This is a genomic window from Pediococcus parvulus, assembly GCF_964063155.1.
Taxonomy (GTDB): Bacteria; Bacillota; Bacilli; order Lactobacillales; family Lactobacillaceae; genus Pediococcus; species Pediococcus parvulus.
Genome location: NZ_OZ061293.1, coordinates 1 through 21,175 on the forward strand (window position 1 = coordinate 1; position 21,175 = coordinate 21,175).

Annotated in this window: 23 protein-coding genes and 1 pseudogene; 10 read left to right on the plus strand and 14 right to left on the minus strand. The window is 40.0% G+C overall.

The window, feature by feature from the left end; genetic code table 11:
* Positions 1-225 precede the first annotated feature (225 nt).
* On the minus strand, positions 226-1,440 hold the full coding sequence (locus AB3217_RS10490; protein ID WP_367366137.1) for an IS66 family transposase: 1,215 nt from the start codon (positions 1,438-1,440) through the stop codon (positions 226-228).
* Between the two features lie 26 nt (positions 1,441-1,466).
* Between AB3217_RS10490 and AB3217_RS10495 the strand changes: the two are divergent.
* Positions 1,467-2,383 (plus strand): annotated as a pseudogene (locus AB3217_RS10495) (IS30 family transposase).
* Between the two features lie 45 nt (positions 2,384-2,428).
* On the opposite strand, the gene AB3217_RS10500 reads toward AB3217_RS10495, so the two are convergent.
* Positions 2,429-3,097 carry a DUF421 domain-containing protein gene (locus AB3217_RS10500; protein ID WP_195753494.1) on the minus strand — a complete coding sequence of 223 codons (669 nt, stop codon included), beginning with the start codon at positions 3,095-3,097 and terminating at the stop codon, positions 2,429-2,431.
* A 298-nt stretch (positions 3,098-3,395) separates the two neighbouring features.
* On the opposite strand from AB3217_RS10500, the gene AB3217_RS10505 reads away from it, so the two are divergent.
* Together AB3217_RS10505 and AB3217_RS10510 are read left to right on the plus strand one after the other, a co-directional pair.
* Entirely contained in the window at positions 3,396-3,782 is a 387-nt protein-coding gene (locus AB3217_RS10505) for a general stress protein (protein WP_241468145.1), read from the plus strand.
* A 697-nt stretch (positions 3,783-4,479) separates the two neighbouring features.
* Positions 4,480-5,064, plus strand: a complete 585-nt coding sequence (locus tag AB3217_RS10510) for a recombinase family protein (protein ID WP_317767336.1) — start codon at positions 4,480-4,482, stop codon at positions 5,062-5,064.
* Between the two features lie 94 nt (positions 5,065-5,158).
* On the opposite strand, the gene AB3217_RS10515 is transcribed toward AB3217_RS10510, so the two are convergent.
* The 6 genes from AB3217_RS10515 to AB3217_RS10540 all read right to left on the minus strand — a co-directional run bounded on the left by AB3217_RS10515 (position 5,159) and on the right by AB3217_RS10540 (position 9,056).
* Positions 5,159-5,398 carry a hypothetical protein gene (locus AB3217_RS10515; protein ID WP_225418902.1) on the minus strand — a complete coding sequence of 80 codons (240 nt, stop codon included), beginning with the start codon at positions 5,396-5,398 and terminating at the stop codon, positions 5,159-5,161.
* 317 nt (positions 5,399-5,715) lie between these two features.
* Positions 5,716-6,264 carry an isochorismatase family cysteine hydrolase gene (locus AB3217_RS10520; RefSeq protein ID WP_317767332.1) on the minus strand — a complete coding sequence of 183 codons (549 nt, stop codon included), beginning with the start codon at positions 6,262-6,264 and terminating at the stop codon, positions 5,716-5,718.
* Position 6,265: 1 nt separating this feature from the next.
* Positions 6,266-7,705, minus strand: coding sequence for a nicotinate phosphoribosyltransferase (locus AB3217_RS10525; RefSeq protein ID WP_317767330.1), 1,440 nt, complete (start codon positions 7,703-7,705; stop codon positions 6,266-6,268).
* Positions 7,706-7,820: 115 nt separating this feature from the next.
* Positions 7,821-8,525, minus strand: a complete 705-nt coding sequence (locus AB3217_RS10530; protein ID WP_035426685.1) for an NrtR DNA-binding winged helix domain-containing protein — start codon at positions 8,523-8,525, stop codon at positions 7,821-7,823.
* 57 nt (positions 8,526-8,582) lie between these two features.
* On the minus strand, positions 8,583-8,711 hold the full coding sequence (locus AB3217_RS10535; RefSeq protein WP_257788172.1) for a hypothetical protein: 129 nt from the start codon (positions 8,709-8,711) through the stop codon (positions 8,583-8,585).
* A 36-nt stretch (positions 8,712-8,747) separates the two neighbouring features.
* On the minus strand, positions 8,748-9,056 hold the full coding sequence (locus tag AB3217_RS10540) for a TetR/AcrR family transcriptional regulator (protein WP_060463328.1): 309 nt from the start codon (positions 9,054-9,056) through the stop codon (positions 8,748-8,750).
* A 19-nt stretch (positions 9,057-9,075) separates the two neighbouring features.
* On the opposite strand from AB3217_RS10540, the gene AB3217_RS10545 reads away from it, so the two are divergent.
* Both AB3217_RS10545 and AB3217_RS10550 read left to right on the plus strand, forming a co-directional pair.
* Positions 9,076-9,276: a DUF536 domain-containing protein gene (locus AB3217_RS10545; RefSeq protein ID WP_225361824.1), complete on the plus strand. Its 201-nt coding sequence runs from the start codon at positions 9,076-9,078 to the stop codon at positions 9,274-9,276.
* Between the two features lie 107 nt (positions 9,277-9,383).
* A complete protein-coding gene (locus tag AB3217_RS10550; protein ID WP_317767504.1) occupies positions 9,384-10,559 on the plus strand; it encodes an IS256 family transposase in 1,176 nt (391 codons plus the stop codon).
* A 133-nt stretch (positions 10,560-10,692) separates the two neighbouring features.
* Here AB3217_RS10550 and AB3217_RS10555 read toward each other — a convergent pair whose 3' ends face one another.
* The 3 genes from AB3217_RS10555 to nrdJ are packed head-to-tail and all read right to left on the minus strand — an operon-like array spanning position 10,693 to position 13,809.
* Positions 10,693-11,271 carry an ECF transporter S component gene (locus tag AB3217_RS10555; RefSeq protein ID WP_367366138.1) on the minus strand — a complete coding sequence of 193 codons (579 nt, stop codon included), beginning with the start codon at positions 11,269-11,271 and terminating at the stop codon, positions 10,693-10,695.
* Entirely contained in the window at positions 11,213-11,593 is a 381-nt protein-coding gene (locus AB3217_RS10560) for a DUF4430 domain-containing protein (RefSeq protein ID WP_010078094.1), read from the minus strand. Before AB3217_RS10560 ends, AB3217_RS10555 begins: the two co-directional genes overlap by 59 nt.
* A gap of 29 nt (positions 11,594-11,622) precedes the next feature.
* Positions 11,623-13,809, minus strand: coding sequence for a ribonucleoside-triphosphate reductase, adenosylcobalamin-dependent (gene nrdJ / locus AB3217_RS10565; RefSeq protein ID WP_033615096.1), 2,187 nt, complete (start codon positions 13,807-13,809; stop codon positions 11,623-11,625).
* A 163-nt stretch (positions 13,810-13,972) separates the two neighbouring features.
* Here nrdJ and AB3217_RS10570 point away from each other — a divergent pair, with 163 nt between their 5' ends.
* A complete protein-coding gene (locus AB3217_RS10570) occupies positions 13,973-14,506 on the plus strand; it encodes a cob(I)yrinic acid a,c-diamide adenosyltransferase (protein WP_033615094.1) in 534 nt (177 codons plus the stop codon).
* A 93-nt stretch (positions 14,507-14,599) separates the two neighbouring features.
* Here the strand turns inward: AB3217_RS10570 and AB3217_RS10575 are convergent, their stop codons facing one another.
* Positions 14,600-15,775 (minus strand): IS256 family transposase, encoded by a 1,176-nt coding sequence (locus tag AB3217_RS10575; RefSeq protein WP_087742475.1) that lies wholly within the window; start codon positions 15,773-15,775, stop codon positions 14,600-14,602.
* 582 nt (positions 15,776-16,357) lie between these two features.
* Here AB3217_RS10575 and AB3217_RS10580 point away from each other — a divergent pair.
* Entirely contained in the window at positions 16,358-17,452 is a 1,095-nt protein-coding gene (locus AB3217_RS10580; protein ID WP_003691196.1) for a glycosyltransferase, read from the plus strand.
* Between the two features lie 67 nt (positions 17,453-17,519).
* On the opposite strand, the gene AB3217_RS10585 is transcribed toward AB3217_RS10580, so the two are convergent.
* The gene (locus tag AB3217_RS10585) at positions 17,520-18,860 is read right to left on the minus strand and encodes an ISL3 family transposase (protein ID WP_003691194.1); all 1,341 of its coding nucleotides are present in this window, start codon (positions 18,858-18,860) and stop codon (positions 17,520-17,522) included.
* Positions 18,861-19,073: 213 nt separating this feature from the next.
* Here AB3217_RS10585 and AB3217_RS10590 point away from each other — a divergent pair, with 213 nt between their 5' ends.
* The gene (locus AB3217_RS10590; protein WP_003691192.1) at positions 19,074-19,463 is read left to right on the plus strand and encodes an AP2 domain-containing protein; all 390 of its coding nucleotides are present in this window, start codon (positions 19,074-19,076) and stop codon (positions 19,461-19,463) included.
* Positions 19,464-19,671: 208 nt separating this feature from the next.
* On the opposite strand, the gene AB3217_RS10595 is transcribed toward AB3217_RS10590, so the two are convergent.
* Entirely contained in the window at positions 19,672-19,749 is a 78-nt protein-coding gene (locus AB3217_RS10595) for a putative holin-like toxin (RefSeq protein WP_255318524.1), read from the minus strand.
* Positions 19,750-20,008: 259 nt separating this feature from the next.
* On the opposite strand from AB3217_RS10595, the gene arsC reads away from it, so the two are divergent.
* Together arsC and AB3217_RS10605 are read left to right on the plus strand one after the other, a co-directional pair.
* Entirely contained in the window at positions 20,009-20,425 is a 417-nt protein-coding gene (gene arsC / locus AB3217_RS10600) for an arsenate reductase (thioredoxin) (protein WP_046870756.1), read from the plus strand.
* Between the two features lie 109 nt (positions 20,426-20,534).
* On the plus strand, positions 20,535-21,104 hold the full coding sequence (locus tag AB3217_RS10605; RefSeq protein WP_024855672.1) for a recombinase family protein: 570 nt from the start codon (positions 20,535-20,537) through the stop codon (positions 21,102-21,104).
* The last annotated feature ends 71 nt before the right edge of the window (positions 21,105-21,175 follow it).

Below are 21,175 nucleotides of genomic sequence, written 5' to 3' on the forward strand. Positions count from 1 at the left end.
ACTGATAAATCCTTGCACTTCCATTAATTTCATACTTTTTCGTAAGTAACAAGGACGAAGTTCCCTGGTGATATTCGCTTAATACTTGTTGCTGTATTTAGCTGAAAACATATCCCCCCTGAATTTGGATTTACTCCAACTCAGAAGGTTCGTAAGCGGTAAATAATCACCCGTTTTAAAAAGACAACCAAACTTCTCGATTTTGAGAAATCTGGTTGTCTTTTGTTAGGCGGCATTTTTAGTTTGATGCTTGTCCGTTGTTTTTTTATTTTGATGCCGAGCACCTGGATAATGCCATGGTAAATAAACCGCTAACTGCGCCGGATCGGCGAAATCTGGTTGTTGCGGCAGTTCTTTTAACAGATAAGTAATGTAAGCTCGTGGATCAATGCCGTTGGCCTTGGCACTTTCAATTAAAGTTAGCCAAATGGCGGTTGATCTGGCTCCGGCTGGACTCGTACTGAAAAGCCAATTTTTTCGGCCGATCACAAGACGCTTCATATTGCATTCAGAAGCATTATTGCTCCAGTCCATCATGCCAATATTGATTAGCCGATCTAAGGTAGGCCTTTGATCAACGGCGTTAGTGATTGCCTTGCCTAAACGTGATTTAGGTAGTACCTGTGCCGAATCGATCCATTTCCAGAAGCGCTTAAGTAGCTTGCGAATCTGACTACGTCGTCTACGCCGCCGCACGCGCGGGGAAAAATGCTGCCATTGTCGTTCATGGGCAAACATCTCATCGATTAATGTCAGGGGGACACTTGCTACTGTTTTACCGTTAACTTGGGCGGCATCGTAAAACTTACGCCGCACATGGGCCCAACAACCGACCCGAGTCACACTGTTTGCTAACAAGTTATAGCCGGCATAACCATCGCACTGTAGGATACCAGCGAAGTTCTGGTATAATTTTTGGGCGAAGGTGCCTGAACGTGTCTTGCTATAAGCATATAAAATAATTTGCTGGGGACATTGTTTGACCGTTCGGGCCACCCACATATAGGATTTTGCGGTTGCGGCTTTACCTGATTCACGTAGTACTTGAATTGGGGTCTCGTCACCTTGCAAATAGCGCTGCGCGCTGATTGCTTGCCACAATAGGTCGTAGATTGGCGCAACCATTTGACTTAATTTAATGATCCAGTTGGTCGCCGTGGCTTCTGAAAGTGCGATACCTAGTCGCTTCCAGTTGGGTAATTGCCGATATAACGGCGTACCTAAGATAAACTTTTGACAAATGATCTCGGCAACCACCAAAGCTGAAGCGAGACTATGCGGAATTAAAGCTGCTGGTGTGTGCGCTTGAATTAAATGCGCAATCCCATCTTCTAGTTCACATTCAAGGCACTTATAGGTGAGCGTATGGTAGATTGTAAAATTAATCCGAACGCTGTTCGGACAAAAAAGATCAGCTTCCTTTAAAATGGTGTTTACCACAAACCCATCTTTTAGGAGCTGATCTTTTGTCTAGTATAACCTATTCCGAACGAATTAAAATCGAAACCTTTTGTGAACTAGGGCTGTCCAATAGCCAAATGGCTGATCGGTTAAAGCAATTACCAGCTACCATTTTTTATGAATTGTCGCGATGTCAACCTTATCAGGCTAAATTGGCTCAAGCAGATGCTGAATATAAGCGGGCACGATGTGGCCGTAAGACTAAACTGAATGCTAAATTAAAGCAAACCATTCTAAACCATTTACGTCTAAGCTGATTACCAGAAGTAATTGCGCATGAACTAAAACTAGCCACTAAATCCATTTATAATTGGTTAACTCAAGGGCAAATCGAGTTGAATGCGCTGCCTGAACATGGGTTACGCCAACGGCGTAACCTTGACCAGCGTTCTAAGTATAACCAATCATTAGGGCAGTCAATTGAACAACGGCCAAACGTAATCAATCAACGTAAGCGCATCAGTGATTTTGAAATTGATACGGTTGTTGGCCCTCGTGGACATAGTAAGGCAGTTTTATTAACTTTACTTGATCGTAAATCACGTTTTATTTGGGCCTACCGGTTAAAAGATCGGACAGCAGCAACTGTCAATGAAGCACTGACTAAGTTTTTAACAACTTTTAAGGGTCCGGTGAACAGTCTTACCGTGGACCGTGGCACTGAATTTAGCGGCCTGGTTTCATTTGAACAACAGTACGGGTTTATTACTGTCATGCTTATGCACCGGCTGAACGTGGTAATAATGAACGCTTTAATCGGAACTTACGTTATTTTTACCCTAAAGGGACTTGTTTTGAGCACATTAGTGCTCAAGATTTGACAACTACGTTACTCCAAATTAACCAGCGACCGCTGAAAGTGCTCAACTGGCAAACACCTTACCAAGTCATGCTGACTAATTTGTCAAAAAATTCGGATTAAATTTGCAATCTACCTATTCTATAAATAAAAGCATCTTATAGTTAGTTAGCCGTCTATTCTATAAGTTGTATTAATCACATCGTCATTTGTTAAAATATAAAATCCTTTTTCTTCTGACCATTCAACATAGAGAATATCTCGTAACATTGTATAGCCTTCTTTTTCTAAATTTTCCATTAACCACGATTTTTCTAGTTCATGAGTTTGAAGAACTCTATATTGTATACGCCCTTGATCTACAAGCATAAGAGACATGACTTTATCTTCTTCTGATTTTTTAAGTACGCTTATTTGTCCCGCATTTTCAAGAACAGTATGTTTTGCATTTTCAAGTGAGAAACATTGCTGCTGTCTTAACATAGTTCTCAATTGTTCCATTTCAATATGATTTCCAGAGATTTCTTTTAAATTTAAGACTCCATCTCTAATAAGAACGGAAGGTTCTCCTTTTAACCAACGATTAATTTTCTCATTTTTCTGAACAACTCGCTCTATGATGTAAATCATTGTTGCCCATAAAAATAGAGCAAACAACAAATGTCCTATATTTACTTTGTCATCGTATATGGATTCTTCTAAAATCCCACCCAATACTAAAGTATAAATAAGATCAAAGGGAGTAATCTCTGAGATAGCCTTTTTCCCCAAAAGACGAACAACTACTAATAGACCAAGTAAACCCACTATTAATTTAAGAGCTATAGAAAATAACATGTATTCCCCTCCTTATATACAGTGACTATATCATTTTATACTTGGAACTCAATTATTTCAGGCTCTTATAAATACAACTAGTTTTGTAAAAAAAAAGCTATGTTTATTGAACTTATCATTTTAGTTAGTTAGGAAAAAAATATTCTCTTTATTTTTAATGTCTCAAACTCATTACATTTATATGATGTTTTCTTCTGAGAAGCCCTTTTGTTTGCTTAAAAAAATTATCTTGATACTATAGTGTTAGTAGAAGAAATTGTAAGCGGATACAAATACTCAATATTAAAGGAGGATTATTATGGCTGAAAAAGATAACGAAAAAATGAGCAGAGAAGAAGCTGGACGCAAAGGTGGAGAAGCTACTTCAAATAATCATGGTGACAAATTCTACAAAGAAAATGGTGAAAAGGGTGGAGAAGCCACTTCCGAATCTCATGACAAAGATTTTTATGAAAAAAACGGAAAAAAGGGTGGAGAAGCAACTGCCGATTCTCATGGTGATGACTTTTACGAAAAAATTGGGGAAAAAGGCGGAGAAGCAACCGCTAAGTCACATGATAAAGACCATTACGAAAAAATTGGGAAAAAAGGCGGAGAAGCAACCGCTAAGTCACATGATAAAGACCATTACGAAAAAATTGGGAAAAAAGGCGGAAAAGCCAATTCTGATGGAGATAATAATTAAACACGTAAACGGTAAAAACAATCTGCAAGATTTTTTCTACTAGTTACAAAAAAAGATCCTTTTAAGGATCTTTTTTTTGTGCTTTCTATTATTACAGTAGTAAATATCTATTTAACGCATTAAATCTGATCCTTAACAAAAAGTAGAACTCCTTATAAAATACACGAATACTAGTAAAAATCCCGTATTAAATTAAAAGAAGCACAGTTTGTGTGTATCAATTGAAAGAATATAAATGACTTAGATTAAAATTACACTTTTTAGTTTGCACTCCTTCGAACTTAATCCTTGCACCACGTTGCAACTAAAAGCGGGTACGAGCTGGTAGTCAACGGTACCGGAACGACCAACGGGAGCGAGGATAAGGAGTTGACTAGCTAACTAAACCCAGACACTGAATTGGCTGAAAGCCAAAGTTTCTTGAACTTTGCTTTCCTGCCCTCACGGCGAGTGATGGGGTGAGTATGAGCGGGAGCCCCCGCTCATGTTTCACGGTCAAGCTGGTTCAGCTTGGTCGGGGTTCGGGGCGACAGCGCCCGAGGGGTTGAAACTGACGTTTTTTTGCCAGTTTCCTCTTATCTTGATACAACGATTTTTCAAAAAGGCCAATAGGGTATACCCTATTGGCCGTTTCTGGTTTTGTGCTATACTAGGATTTACTAATGTTCATTAGAACTGTCCAAAAGGAGGCTTGGAAATGTCTAAAATCGGTTACGCTCGCGTGAGTTCCAAGGAGCAACACTTAGATCGACAGTTAGCGGCTTTAAAGGGCGTTGATAAATTATTTACGGATAAATTAAGTGGGGCTAACACCAAGCGACCAGAACTGCAAAAAATGCTGGCCTATATTCGTGAGGGTGATATTGTAATGGTCACTGAATTAGATCGCTTAGGCAGAAACAACCATGATTTGACTAAGATCATGAACTCTATTCAAAATAAGGGTGCCACCCTAGATGTGTTAAATTTGCCGTCCATGACAGGGATTGCTGACCCAAATTTACGTCAACTGATGACCAACTTGATTATTGAACTCTATAAGTATCAGGCCGAAAGTGAACGTAAGCGAATCATTGAGCGCCAGCAACAAGGGATTGCCTTAGCTAAGCAGCAGGGTAAATATCATGGGCGCAAACCCCAATATGCCAAAGATGATCCCCGTTTGCAACATGCTTTTAAGCTTTACCAGGCAGGCATGAGTGACATTGATGTGACTCGAAATACCGGGATTAAACGGACGACCTTTATCAGATATCGCAAAAAGTTTAATATAAAAAGATGAGATTTATATGTTAGATAAATTAAAAACCGTTTTTTATGAGCAGCAAAACTATTTTGAGAAAATGATGGGAATCATGTTAGAGTGGTATCATTTATTAATCGGAATGCAAACAACTGTGCTCAACATAGTTCTGGAAGTGTTTGTTGTTCCATTCTTCGATTGCATGCTTAGTAGCTTTCGATTCATCGTACACGTTGAACTGCGTTTCATTAAACACAATATCTTGATTACTGTGATTAATCTTTTCATCATGTTCAACATGCTTCTGAATGCCGGAATATCCATTAGTATCTTTCGCTTGTAAGTCAGTTGTTACGGTACATTTTATTGCCATCTTTTATGCCTCCGTAAGTTATTATCTTACAAGTAATTATAACATGTTTGCAGTACAGTAAAGTGGATAAGATATCCAATTTACTAGCTCCCTAGTCAAAATGGAGTAACCCCATTTTGACTAGGGAGCTCTGCCGAGGGCATTAGGAACACATTTCCTAATAACCATTAAATTTTATTTTCAAGATTGTATTTGAAAATAAAATGTTACCTTTTACCCTAGAAAGGTAACGCCAAAAGAAAAATTCCCAATGCATTTAGCAAAGGGAATTTTTTGTAATTAATTCGTGGTTTTTTTGATAATCATTTGAAAGTGAATTATCGAATTGTGGCCCCTAATACGTTTTTAAAATGATTCATCGCCCATTCAGCACCAGCTGGTGAGAACGTGGTCACGGCTGCTTGTGGAATCACAATGTGGTAATCCAGGTTGTAGGCACTGATTGCGGTGTGGAGGACACAAATATCAGTGCAGACACCAGCAATCCAGACTTCATCAATCCGCCGTTCCCGCAGGTAGTTATCCAAATTGGTGTTTTGGAAGGAGGAGTAACGGTTCTTATTGAATTTGTAGACATGGGAATCGTCATGATGTCGATCAAACCAGCTGCCGACTTGGCCGTATAGTTTCTGACCGGTCGTCCCAATAATATTATGGGCCGGATATAGTTTGGTTTCTGGATTGAATGGGTCATTAAGCCGGTGACCATCAGTGGGAAAGATCACATAATCATGCTGGCTTAAGAATTGATCGGCTAACCGCATAATTTCTGGGGCCAACGTCTGCGCTGGCTTGCCAACCGTTAGTGATCCCTTATCAGCCACAAAGTCGTTTGTATAGTCAATAATTAAGAGCGCTTTAGCCATCTTAATGTTCCTCCGTAAATTGAGCTTTAGTAATTAACTGTTCTTGCAATTCAGCCAATGTAGCTGTTAAGTAAACTGGGTACCGATCGGGGTTAACTAACCGTTTTGTGGCTTCTGGTAATTCTGCTACTTGATCCATTGAGAATTGCTGAATCTTAAAGAGATCATTTTCGATTGGGGAAGCATTGGAACCCAGATATTCTTGCATCAATGGCTTAGCATTAAAGTTAGTCAGAACTTGGCTGGCGTGCGTGGCTGCCGAATTAGCATTAACCACTTTCAATGGAGCCGTGATGTGCTCATCAGCCAGGACAATCACATCGGCGATCGCTTGATGAAGGTTATCTTGCCGGTAAATCCGGTAAACTTGCTTATTACCAGGCAGGGTGATCTTTTCTCTGCTATCACTAACCTTAATTTTTGGGATCCATTGATCATTAATCTTTTCTTCGGCGAGCTTATAAACGCCACTTAATACCGGACTGGAGGAACTGGTAATTAAACGTTCCCCAATCCCAAAGTTATCAATTGGAGCTCCTTCATCCAACAACGACTTAACTACATGCGCATCAAGGGCATCTGAAGCTGTAATCTTTGCCTTGGGGAAGCCAGCATCATCGAGCATCTTCCGGGCTTTGATGGCTAATTGCGAAATGTCACCGGAATCTATCCGGATCCCGACTGGTTGGTGCCCTTGAGCGCTAACTTGCTTGAAGACCCGAATCGCGTTCGGCACTCCTGACTTCAAGACATCATAAGTATCAACGAGCAAGGAAACTTTGTCAGGATAAACCTTGGCCCAAGCTTGAAAGGCACTTAATTCATCAGAGAAGCTTTCGACCCAGGCATGTGCCATTGTGCCGGCCGCGGGAATATTAAATTTACTGGCTGCTTGTAAGTTCGACGTGCTGGTACAACCGCCGATCACCGCGGCTCGCGCCCCATACGTGGCGGCATCAGGGCCTTGCGCCCGCCGCGCGCCAAATTCCATAATTGGTCGGCCTTGAGCGGCATGGTTGATTTGCCAAGACTTCGTCGCAATTAATGATTGATGGTTAATGATGTTTAGAATAAAGGTTTCTAACAGCTGGGCTTCAATCAACGGTCCACTAATTGAAATAATTGGTTCCCGTGGGAAAACAGGGGTTCCTTCTGGTAAAGCCTTAATCGAGCAGTGATTTTTAATCTTGCTCAGGTAATCCAAAAACTCGGGAGTAAATTCATTCAGGGAGGTCAGGTATTCAATATTCTCCTTAGTGAAATGCCAATTTTGAACTTGTTCTACCACTTGCTGGAGACCAGCGACAATGACAAAACTACCGTTGTCGGGAACCCGGCGGTAAAAGACGTCGAAGCGAGCTTGTCGATCATGGGGTAGGGTAGCGTAGTACCCATTGGCCATGGAAAATTCATATAAGTCGGTTAATAGTTGTAGATTCATCTTAAATGCTTCCTTTTGAGTAAAAATTACTTTAATTTGGCTAAAAATAAAAGTATGGTTAACTTTTATTTACGTCTAGTATAAATACTTTGCAGCAAAATGCAAATGATGCCCTTTAGTTAAGTTGGTAGAGCTTTGGTGGCCGCCCAGAATGGTTCAAAGTGGCGGCCCCGACTTCTTTGAAGAGGTGGTTGTGAGTTTTCTTAAAGTTGGAATTATCAATCTTGTCAATTGTCGTACCTAAGAAAGCCGCAAAGACTTCGCGCGCTTGGCGCAGGGTAAAGGTATTACCTAAGATCCGAAGAATTTGGGGTTGATAGTCCAGCTTGTTTTTAATCCGATTAATGGCGGTGGTAATGATTTGAATATGATCAAAGACCAGGTGACCGGCGGGACTTAGGATAATCTCCTGTTGGTCATGGGTGATCACATAGTTGCCCTGATCTTTATCAAGCACGAACCATTGGGCATCTGTGGCCCCATACCCTGGATGCAATTTTGGGGTTGATGGTAAATAGGTCATATAGGCGAGTGCCAGTGCCCGAGTTCCCGTAACCCGCTTGGGATCTGTAAAGGTGGCCAGTTGTTCGGTTGAATTCATCGGAACTTGCAGGCCAATTTTATCGTCAATTAGACGAATGCAGGCCGCGTCGGCACTCTCTTTACTCCGCAAGAGGGTTTCGGGGAGGGCCCAATGTCCCTTTAGAGGTTCATCTGCCCGCTTAATCAATAGTAATTGTGGTCGGTGTAATTCAGTATTAAAACTCCAAATGACGTTGGTGATGGTCACCAATGGCCGGGCAATAATTTCACTATCCAATTGACGCTCCTCCCTTCATAATTGTTAACTCAACTCTATTTTAGCATTTCTCGGCCACTAGTAATTGCCCAGTTGCTTTAAATCATGTTTGACGAGGATTGCTAAATTTTGAATGGTGATCGACGTCGGCTGGGCTAACCATAAGCAAAAAGTATTCCAGAAAATACCGACGGCAATGCGGGTCATATATTCAACTTTGGTATCGTTAGTGACATCGACGTGTCAAGCAACACTGGGGTGGCGGAGATGGAAACGCCGAAAGAAAACCGGCATCGTTTGGTTAGCATTATCCAAGATCTTATAGCTTAAACCAGCTTTAACTAACAAAGCCAATTTAGCTGAGTGAGCTGGCCAGTAAGTAAAGAAGTCATCGATGACTTCTTTATAGGTTTGGGGGTTAACTTGCAAGATCCAATCAGTGTATTTCTTTAGTAAGGAAATAACATACTGATTAATCACATCGTCTTTGCTTTTGAAATTCCGGTAAAAAGTCCGCCGGGAAATATGGGCTTGGTTACTAATATCGATCACGAAAATTTCTTGGTACGGTTTGACGGTTAATAATTTTTTACAGGCTCAAACCAAAGAACAATCAGCTTTTATTGAGCTACTTAAACAGCAGTTAGAGGTTAAGGACGAACAGATTGCAACGACTAATAGGATTGCCGATCAAGCACAACAATTAGATTTAACTACACACAAACAATCACAGCCATCATTACCTCAACAAACCGAATCTGAGAGAGCGTAAAATATCTTGTGTAAATGCATAAAAGATTTCTGAATTGTATAGAAATAGGGAATGCCTTCCCTTATGATATTTAGTAACCACAGAAAACATCACAGGAGGCATTCCCCATGAATGAACTTACCACAGAAATTATCGCTGCACTAGCCCAAAAGCAAGATTTGGACGAAGTTTTTCGTCACCACCTCGAAATTGCGATTAACCAGCTGCTTCAAACCGAATTGGCAGAGTTTTTGGGTTACGAACGCTACTCATACGCTGGGATTAACACTGGTAATAACCGCAACGGCAGTTATGAGCGCTCGTTTGATACGAAGTACGGCCAACTTAACTTAACCATTCCTCGAGATCGCAATGGCCGGTTTGAAAATCATACCTTGCCAGCCTACGGTCGGCACAGTGATAATTTAGAAACAACGGTCATTCAGTTGTATACCAAGGGAATGACCACTGCTGAAATTGCCGAACTCATTGAGAAAATGTACGGTGCTCACTACTCCAAAGCCACGGTTTCCAACATGACTAAAGCCGTCAATGAACAGGTTCAAGCTTTCCAGCAACGCCGACTGGCTTCACGATATGCGGCCATCTTCTTAGATGCCACTTACTTGCCGTTAAAGCGGGATACCGTTCAAAAAGAAGCCGTTCATATTGCGATTGGCATTCGTCCAGATGGTACGAAAGAAGTGCTGAACTACCAAGTGGCGCCAACGGAATCGACTGGAATCTGGACTGAACTGCTGGGAACCTTGATCAAGCAGGGCGTTAAAGATGTGCTGTTGTTTGTGGCCGATGGGTTAGTTGGTTTGGATGAAGGCTTGAATCGGCATTTCCCTAAAGCCAAACGACAACGTTGCCTGGTTCATGTTGGGCGGAATCTGATGAACAAAGTTCGCGTAAAAGACCGCAAGGCCGTGATCAGTGACTTTAAACAAGTTCATCGGGCCGCCAACCGTGAAGCAGCCGAACTGAAACTGAATGAGTTCGCCAACAACTGGCATCAGACCTATCCCAAATTAATCAAAGATCTGCTTAAAATGCCGAATTTACTCACTTTCATGGACTTTCCACCAGCTATCCGGCAATCACTATACTCCACTAACCTGATTGAGAACTTTAATAAGCATCTCAAGCGCACCACCCACCACAAAGAACAATTTCCAACGGAAGATTCACTGGATCGCTTCCTGGTTTCTCAGTTTAATGTTTATAACGAGAAGTCTCTGAAGCGGATCCACCGAGGGTTCAAAGGACTCCAGGACACCTTGGAAGCATCATTTATTTAAGTTAGATACATATTATATGTACGAAGGCATTTCATTTACACAAGATTCTTGACGCTACCCTATGATTATATGTTAATCAAAAAAAGCGACATGAATAGTCGCTTTTTTGATTCTCCAAATTTCAATTGATTATCTAATTGTGGGGACCAATAAACCTTGGATAACGCTTTATCAATTTAGTGAGGCGTGGAGCTAGCAAGGGATAAATAACAATGTTACCGAACGCGTGCATTGCGTCAAATGGAATTCCGACTAACCAATAGGCGAATGCAGCAGGGAACCCACCGAGAATTGGTGCTTGAAACAGGCTAACGGCAAAACCGTAGACAAAGCCCATGCATGCGGCTATTATGCTGTGAATCAAGAGTGGATGCGAACAATGCCATTGTCCTAACAATGCTACCAGCAAGACAACTGTGAAGTATGCAGCTAGTTGTGCCAATGTCCAGTATCCCATACCCATAAACAGGTTGGTAATCAACATACTCAGCATGGAGACCACTGTACCGTCAAAAATACCCATCGTTAGTGTTAACCACACAACAATTGCCGTTATTGGTTGTACATTAGGAATAGAAATGAATGCAAAGCGGCCTACCACACAGAGCGCCGTCATCAAGGCCAAAAATGTTAGACGCCGTGTGCCTATGTGGTTACTTCTGTGCATTGAGTGTAAATGCAACCTTATCGCCCTTGTGTATGGTAGTAGCATCGGCACCTTTGGATGCAGTTTTACCGTTGACCTTATACATCCAATATTTATTTTTCTTCGTATTCTGTGTGTGACCATTGATTGAGGTAATGAATCCCTTTGTAGTTTTTACCTTAAACTTGGACCTAAGTGCTTTTATTATAGTTTCTTTTTTAACCACTACCACATGCTTCTTGGCAACTTGTTTGTGATTTACGATCAATACTATGGTGGCGTGATCGCTATTAGTTTTACTAGTTGATTGTTGAGTACAACCAGCGACACCTGTGGTTATCACCAAAATAGTGAGCATGGTAACGACGAGACGTTTCAAAAAAGACATAATGCTATCCTCCATTCTTTAAATTACACTTATTTAATTGGACATGAACCGTCAACACAATCCTGTTGGCCGACAATTTCCAAGTCCTGATTTTCCAGTCCATGTTCACGGGCATAGACCATTTCAACATCATCGGTAATTTTTGTCAGGCATGCTTTATATTCTGTCTTTGTGATTGGTTGTTTCGGTGCCTGCTCGAAGGCATCACCAGCATATGGCAGTAATGATGTTGACTTAATGGCATTTCGATATTTAGCCAATAGGGGAGCAATTTGCTGTGTTTCGCTTGGTTGGAATGTAATCGTGCAGGAAACGGCATTATCTGACCAATATTTTTGTAAAAATGCTTGAGTGGCAAGCTGTTCAGCAATTGATACATTACCTGCACTAGCAAAATGTTCGCTGTCTGCATGTTCGGATTTTACTGGAAACTCGACACACTTAGTATTTTTGGTGTAAACATCTGGTTCAATGTGGTATCCACATTTTTGTAGTACCGGAAGAAGCGGGTCAGTTTCCTGAAAACGGATTCTTTGAATCAGATAGTTACTATAGTGAAAGTGCATGCCCTCAGAGACACCAGCGAGTTTTGATACGGTTCCACTGGGTTTAACTGTGGTGTGCTTGATTGATCTATTGCAGGCCAACACAGCAGAATATTCATTGTCAGCTTGTACAACGTTATGGTAAAGCTCATCAATAGCGTGAACGATTCGCTTATCAAAGATAGCGTCACCTTCGGTGTTAAATCCTGTCACAACTCGATTACCGAAGTCTTTTAGAAACCAATCTTGAATGCCAGAAAGGGAGACTCCAATTCGCCGATTTTTGGCAATACTTTGCCGCGATACCTCCCAGTCGTAGTGACTGAAAGTTATTCTTTTAGTATAACGGGCAGCCAAAGTGACAACGTCTTTTAGTTTCCATCCTTGTTCTTCAGCTATGCTCGGGAATACTTCAAAAAGGTTGCAAGGCTCACCATTTGATAATGAAATTTCACCACAAGGGTTAGTCCCTTCTACAGTTGCATCGACATTATTTTGCCGACCATCTGTGATCCGTCCGTAATTTCGTGACATATCTAGATTGAAGATTCCAGGTTCACCATTTTTTGCGACAGCTTCTGCTACATCACCATAATTTGCGTATTTTTCGTCAGTGATAATACTATTGTTTGAAGCCCAGCGGTGGTGATAAAGTTTATCTTTATTTTGTTTCATGGTAATAAAATCATAGTCATTACTATCCCCAAGAGCAATTTCGGCGGAACGTCGCACGTTACCAGCAACAACCGCTTTACCAATCAGGTTACTAATGTCCGTGCAGTCGACCGAGTTGAGCTTTGCGCTGACTTTGTTATTAATGATGACGTTTACATCCTTCAACATTTCAATTAATGGAGCAGGTCCTGATGCGGTTCCTCCGAACCCATGAATTCGTACACCCCGTGCACGAATTTTGCTTATGTCAAACACGATCTCCTTGTAATTTCCAATAAAGTGGGCATCAATGAGTTGGGCCAATGCTTCTACCCATCCTTCGCGCGTGTCTGGCAGCACATAAATAAGGGCATCACGGGCAATCAATGCTTTGTCACGGTCTTTCGCACCTGTTGCTAAGGATTCATCGTATGCAGCACTGTCGTGACTAATAATAATTTGCAAACTTATAGCATGATCAACGATTGGTATCTTTGTAACATTATTTTTTTCAACTGAAAAGCCAACGCCGCCACCTTTCATTAATTGGTCAAACAGAAAAGCGAAGGGCATTGAAACAGCCTTTTCGGTCTTTGACACCATAATTGGTTTAATATGACTATTACCGTATTCTTGGGGACGAATCGCAATAAACCAGCAATTATTAAGTGAATCACCATTACGTTTCTGATAATCAGTTCCGGAGATCCATAGATTACGGCCACTCGGTGTTGCCGCTAAACCATAGATCATCTTAAATAGTTGTTGTGCCTCCATAGACAAAGAATGGACAACTTCTGGGTTTGGATTGTCTTTATGCAAACGAGGATCTAGATTAATATTGCCTTCAACCACCCGTTTCACTGTTTCCGGCCACTCTTCACTGCGGTTTTTGTTAGATATCCAACGTGCATATGTTCGTTTGTATGTTACCCAACCAAGTTGGCCCCAATGTGGCGCAACGTTTTGCATAATGTTGTTAATGACAGTATCTGGTATGGTAATTATTTCTTTCATAACTGTTTCCTCCTAAATAAGCATTTTAATTAAATACAATATATTGTGTACAAATATTATTATACACACAATATATTGTATTTAGAGTCTTGACTTTTAAAATAAATGCTTTTAACATGATACTGTTTGAAGTGAAATACAAAATATGATTGGAGGTCTAAGGATGAAACTGTACACGAAACGTGGCGATCAAGGAACTACTATTCAAATAAAAGGTGGGCAGATACCTAAATATGACCCTCAAATTAAGGCTTTGGGTGATATTGATGAGCTAGATTCGTGGCTAGGAGTTGTTTGTGCTCATATAGATTATGATGGATATGCCAAGTGGTTAGGTAATGAACTTTTAATGTTGCAGACAGAATTATATGAGTTGCTAGCGGATATAGGTGTGCCACGCCATCAAACAATTACTGATGCCCACGTAATGCGTTTGGAAGTTAAAATTGATAAATGGATGGGAGAAGTACCTCCATTGAAGGCCTTTGTGTTACCCGGTGGTAACTCAGTTGCTGCTGAAATTCAGTATGCTAGGACCCTTGCACGGCGGGCTGAACGATCAGTGGACTTTTTAGCTACTCAAGATGAATCAATAACAGCATCAATTTTACGGTATACAAATAGATTGTCTGATTACTTGTTTGCAATGGCTCGTTATGTGAATTGGCAAGCAGGTATATCGGAAAAACAGGTATAAATAAAGAACTTAGTTCAAAGGTTAGATAATTTACGGTAGCGTCAAGAATCTTGTGTAAATGAAATGCCTTCGTACATATAATATGTATCTAACTTAAATAAATGATGCTTCCAAGGTGTCCTGGAGTCCTTTGAACCCTCGGTGGATCCGCTTCAGAGACTTCTCGTTATAAACATTAAACTGAGAAACCAGGAAGCGATCCAGTGAATCTTCCGTTGGAAATTGTTCTTTGTGGTGGGTGGTGCGCTTGAGATGCTTATTAAAGTTCTCAATCAGGTTAGTGGAGTATAGTGATTGCCGGATAGCTGGTGGAAAGTCCATGAAAGTGAGTAAATTCGGCATTTTAAGCAGATCTTTGATTAATTTGGGATAGGTCTGATGCCAGTTGTTGGCGAACTCATTCAGTTTCAGTTCGGCTGCTTCACGGTTGGCGGCCCGATGAACTTGTTTAAAGTCACTGATCACGGCCTTGCGGTCTTTTACGCGAACTTTGTTCATCAGATTCCGCCCAACATGAACCAGGCAACGTTGTCGTTTGGCTTTAGGGAAATGCCGATTCAAGCCTTCATCCAAACCAACTAACCCATCGGCCACAAACAACAGCACATCTTTAACGCCCTGCTTGATCAAGGTTCCCAGCAGTTCAGTCCAGATTCCAGTCGATTCCGTTGGCGCCACTTGGTAGTTCAGCACTTCTTTCGTACCATCTGGACGAATGCCAATCGCAATATGAACGGCTTCTTTTTGAACGGTATCCCGCTTTAACGGCAAGTAAGTGGCATCTAAGAAGATGGCCGCATATTGTGAAGCCAGTCGACGTTGCTGGAAAGCTTGAACCTGTTCATTGACGGCTTTAGTCATGTTGGAAACCGTGGCTTTGGAGTAGTGAGCACCGTACATTTTCTCAATGAGTTCGGCAATTTCAGCAGTGGTCATTCCCTTGGTATACAACTGAATGACCGTTGTTTCTAAATTATCACTGTGCCGACCGTAGGCTGGCAAGGTATGATTTTCAAACCGGCCATTGCGATCTCGAGGAATGGTTAAGTTAAGTTGGCCGTACTTCGTATCAAACGAGCGCTCATAACTGCCGTTGCGGTTATTACCAGTGTTAATCCCAGCGTATGAGTAGCGTTCGTAACCCAAAAACTCTGCCAATTCGGTTTGAAGCAGCTGGTTAATCGCAATTTCGAGGTGGTGACGAAAAACTTCGTCCAAATCTTGCTTTTGGGCTAGTGCAGCGATAATTTCTGTGGTAAGTTCATTCATGGGGAATGCCTCCTGTGATGTTTTCTGTGGTTACTAAATATCATAAGGGAAGGCATTCCCTATTTCTATACAATTCAGAAATCTTTTATGCATTTACACAAGATATTTTACGCTCTCTTTTGTTTACAAAATTCAACTATTTGAGTTTTTCTGTTGATTAGATCTATAATAAAGTTTAGATGGGGGTAAGTATAATATAGATTCTTTAGTTTCTGTATTGTCATATCATTTCAACAACCATTTGGATAAGGTTATTGTACCTTTATTTTTTTTTATTTAAATAATGCCATTCTTATGTATTCAACTAGCCATAAGTAAACTATTTTCTTTGTTGATAAAATGAAAGCCGGGTGAATTTTAAAATCGAGTTCTGCATTTGTTTGAAACAAAATCACATACCTTAGCTGTCTGTACTTTTGTTACAACTGCATTATTGTGTTTTAAATTTTTTATAATTAACAAATGCGGTGTAACTATTTTTAGAATTTTTAAGTTAATTAACAATTACTGACTCACTAATACAACTTATTTAAGATTACATCAGATTAATGTTGGCTTCATAAAATGAAAGGATGAATTATCGTGAAAATAACATTAATAACACAGTATTTAGAGGGACATGGCGGTACCGAAAGAGTCATTTCGAACTTGGTCAACGAAGATTTAAAAAATGAATATCAGGTTTTGATCCCTAAAAGCGGAAAACCTGAATGGCTCCAATGGATTACACGTACTACCGGCTACCAACTTAAAATTTGCCATGCACAAGATACACAAGCACAAAAAGAGTTTATTGAAAAAAATGTTTTAGCAGCAGAACCAGATATCGTTTTGGGACTCGAAGGCAGAGCTTGTGTAACTGCCTATCAGATCAGGAAAAAATATGACCTTCATTATAAAATTGTTTCTTGGGGACATACCTCCATTGCTGAATCAAACATTTTTGCTCGTCAAGAACTTGCTTTCTCAGAATATCATCTTGCAATTAGTACAGGGATAAAAAAACAGTTGATCAAACTCGGGGTCCCAGCCCAAAAAATCTTTCTGATCTATAATCCTATCCGCACTGTAAATAAGAAAACAATCAGCACACCTAAAGCTAACGCTCCTTTCCATGCAATTTTTATTGGAAGAATATTGTTGGATGATCAAAAAAATGTACGTATGCTTCTTGAATCAATGGCACAGCTTAATATTCCTTGGAAACTGGACATCTTTGGCAAGGGAGCTGATCTTCCAAAAGCAAAAACATTAGCAAATGATTTGCATATTTCACAAAACATTAACTGGCAAGGTTGGATGCCTAATCCTTGGGAAGCAATTAATGAAGCTGATTGCCTGCTGCTCTGTTCAAAATATGAGGGATTCCCAATGGTTGTTATTGAAGCTGCTTCTTATGGCTTGCCAATTGTTTCAACAAACTGTCCTACTGGACCGGCAGACATCATTAATTCCCACAATGGAATTTTAACTCCAATGAACGACCAAAAAGCTTTTATAGCTGCATGCCGGCAAATCTATCGTTTGCGTGGTAAATATAATCATACAGATATCAAAAAAACAGTTTTGAAATTTGATATTTCTCGCTATATTAAGCACATAGAAAACATCTATAACTTAATTGCTGCTGATAATAAAAACACAGATAAATCAGCCATTAAACTTTCTTCTTTATAATAGGTTCTTTATCAAGTGGTACTGATGAAATGAATTATTAAAAATAATAAGCAATTGGTCTACTTGGTCAAGCTGCTTGTTCCTGAATGGAATGAGCAGCTTTTTTAATGTGACTATGAAAATTCAAACTGACATAACTATTCTTTAATTCGATGAGAAGACGTAAACGGAAGTTTTCAAAGTTCCGGAAACCGTAAGCAGTCTTTTTAATGGCTTTGATCTTGTTGTTTGTTCCTTCCACGGGTCCATTAGAAAAGGTCGTCTGAAAGCTGTTCTTGATTTCTTGTAGATGTTTACGCAAGGTACGATTAGTTTTTTTGATGGGCTCAGGCATGCCTGCAGCTGAACGTGTTAGACTTTCTAAGAGCCTTGGATCTCGCTGCTGGACAGCTTGTAAAAGTGTTTGATAATAAACGTAAGCTTGTCGCAAAGCGGAGGACATGTTTAATAAACGCTCCACAATATCCTGTTCACATAACTGCATATTACGAAAGTTTCTGCTTTTACGATAGGTTTTAAAATCAAGTTTGGTCGAGTCTTTAGTTAACAATTTCCAATAATGTTTCAAAGCACGTGCGTTGTGCGAACCCTGTCCCGCCTGTTTCATGGTTTGTGTCCGAACTAAGTTTAAGGCCCGATAAGCTTGGGTTACGACATGGAAGCGGTCGGCAATGATCAGCGCTTGCGGAAAGATCTCATGGATCAAGGATCGATAAGGCGAGTACAGATCAACTGTGACCGTTTGGACTGCCCAGCGAGCTTGACGGTCATATTGTAAAAAGTAACTTCGTAAGTATGTATTATGCCGAGAACGCACGATATCTAACGTGCGGCGTGTCGCAATGTCCATGACAATGATACTCATGCCGCTACTAGAAAAGTTGCCCGCTTTAAAGTCGTCAAAAGCGATATTTTGCGGTAAGAAATGATGATTGGGCCTTAAGTAAGTTGAGAGCTCTTGCGCAAAGCGCATCACTGTCATTCCAGAGATCCCAAAATCAGCGGCAATATCTTTTTGTGAGATATTCTGGTCTAATTTAGAAATAGCCTGATATTTAACGGCTTGTGAGATTTGGTCGTTAGCCTTGACGTCCTTGATCTCCGCAAGTTTTGTAATAGTTTTAGGGCAGGCAGCTGAAGCCGGGCAGAGATATTTTTGTTTGCGGATCGAAAAAACATTTGTGATCCCACCCGAAGGCAAACCGAGCATCTCAACGGTTTTAAAACCGTTGTAGCGCATTTTTTGACCACAAACTGGGCAAGCACAAGGATAAGATTGCCGCAAATGGATCTTGCGGACTTTTTTATGTTGGTAAAATCCTGCAGCTATCACTTTATTCTTATATTTTGGATCAAATTCCAGGTGTGAGTCTTTAATTCCCAATAGATCCAGTGTACAATTCTTCATGTAGGACATTCCTTTCAGTGTAGGGATTGTTTCTTTGAGATGAAGTGTGTCTTCATCTCTATTTTTTTATCATAAAACAAAATTGGTACTGAGAGAAGATTTTTCTATCAGTACCAAATATTATAGAACCCAGTTTTAAGACAATCCGTTGGTGTTAAGAAGGGATCGGGTACTACATGGTTTTGTAAATGTGATTGTGGTAATTATACCGACGTGGCAAGCACAAAACTTATTCAAGGAACTACCAAGAGTTGTGGTTGTCAATTAAAGAAGGCACGAGAAAAATGGAAAAATATTTACAAAGATGAAAAGATACAAGAGAAGATAAAAAAAACTTTTAGAAAAAATGACGGTCGTGAAAAAAATACTAAACTATCTATATTGGAACTAGCAACAAGCGACAAATTAAAGGCAAATAATTCTAGTGGTGTAACAGGGGTTTCTTATAGTAAACGTGATAAGAGGTGGCGTAGCTATATCACAGTAAAACATATACGCTACGAGCTAGGATATTTTAAAGATAAGGAAAGTGCAATCCAAGCTCGAAAAAAAGCTGAAAAAGAATTAGTTGAACCCATTTTAAAAAAATACAAAAATAAATAAAAAATTCATAGCCTTTATAAGACACGAAATAGATTTGTTATAAAAAATAAGCTGAAAAATACCTTACTACCCAATTTTTTACAGACATGATATAATAGAAGCAGAAAAAGAAGCCTTGCTTGAACAAGACTTCCCATGTAGAACCGTTTAAGACGGTGGCATAACTTAATACGATTAAATAACCGCTAGCTTGCCAGAGCTAAGGCGGTTATTTTTTTTGCTGATTTTTAATCAACTCAACAACTAATGCGATTAAGGCCACGATAAAAGTACCGAAAGCCAGCATTAATTGTAAAGCGTCCGAAACGGACACTTGGGCTACTCCTTTCCTAGAATGTGAGTTTATAGTTTTTACACCATAAGCACCACCCCCTTTAAGGAAATAGCCACCGCCTTAACTTCTCTACTTGAACTATTATACAGGATAACTAGTAATTTACCTATTGATGATTAATGTTATATTACCTTAATAGGCATTGAAACATTGCATTTAAGTTTTATTGTGTATAACGATGTTACACAAATTAAATCGGTGGTGGTTTAAAATGAAAAAAATTTATTTTTTATGTACAGGAAATTCTTGTCGCAGTCAAATGGCTGAAGGATATGCCAAAAGTATACTATCGCCCGATATTTTTGAGATAGAAAGCGCGGGTATTGAAACGCATGGACTAAATCCAAATGCTGTTAAAGTTATGGCTGAAGACGGAGTAGATATTAGTAGCCACTACTCTAAATTAATTGATCTAAAGTATTTTAATACTTCAGATTTAGTTATTACTTTATGTGGTGATGCAAAGGATAAATGTCCTATGCTTCCCCCGCAAACAAAAAGTTTACACTGGCCTTTATCTGACCCAGCGCAAGCAACAGGAACATTAGAAGAGCAACTAGAAGTATTCCGTAAGGTTCGTGACGAGATTAAAAAATTAATTATAGATTTAAATGACCACTTTCATTGATTACAGAAAAGCGACATAACTCAACAGTTGTGGCCTCTTTTTTGATACTGTATAATTAAAGGGTTAGAACCGTGTCATTACTTAATGACATAAGTAAGGAGATAAAAAGATGAAATATGGCTATGCGCGGGTCAGTACCACTGATCAAAAATTAGCAAATCAAATTGAGTTACTAAAATTGGCAGGAGCAGAAAAAATCTTTCAAGAAAAGTTTACCGGCACAACTACCGAACGACCGGAGTTTCAAAAACTGTTGCGCGTTCTAAAAACAGGCGATACTTTGATTGTCACTAAGTTGGATCGGTTTGCGCGGAACACACGCGAGGCCTTAGCCATTATCCAAGAGTTGTTTAAAGAAAATGTCAAAGTTAACATTTTGAATATGGGCTTAATTGACAATACGCCGACTGGACAACTAGTCTTTACAATATTTAGCGCCTTTGCGCAGTTTGAACGCGATATGATTGTCACGCGCACACAAGAAGGTAAAGTGTATGCCAAGCAACATGATCCGTTGTTTCGGGAAGGGCGACCGAAAACGTATTCTGAGGAACAAATCAGATTTGCCTACGAGTTACGAAAACAAGGCATGACCTATAAAATGATTGAACGAAAGACGGGGATTAGTAAACGCACGCAACAGCGACGATTTAAATTAGTTAAAAACAATATATTTTAAAACTGTTTACACCATACCAAAAGGGGCTTCGAATACGAGGCCCCTTTTAGATTTAGCTAGTAATCCGTATT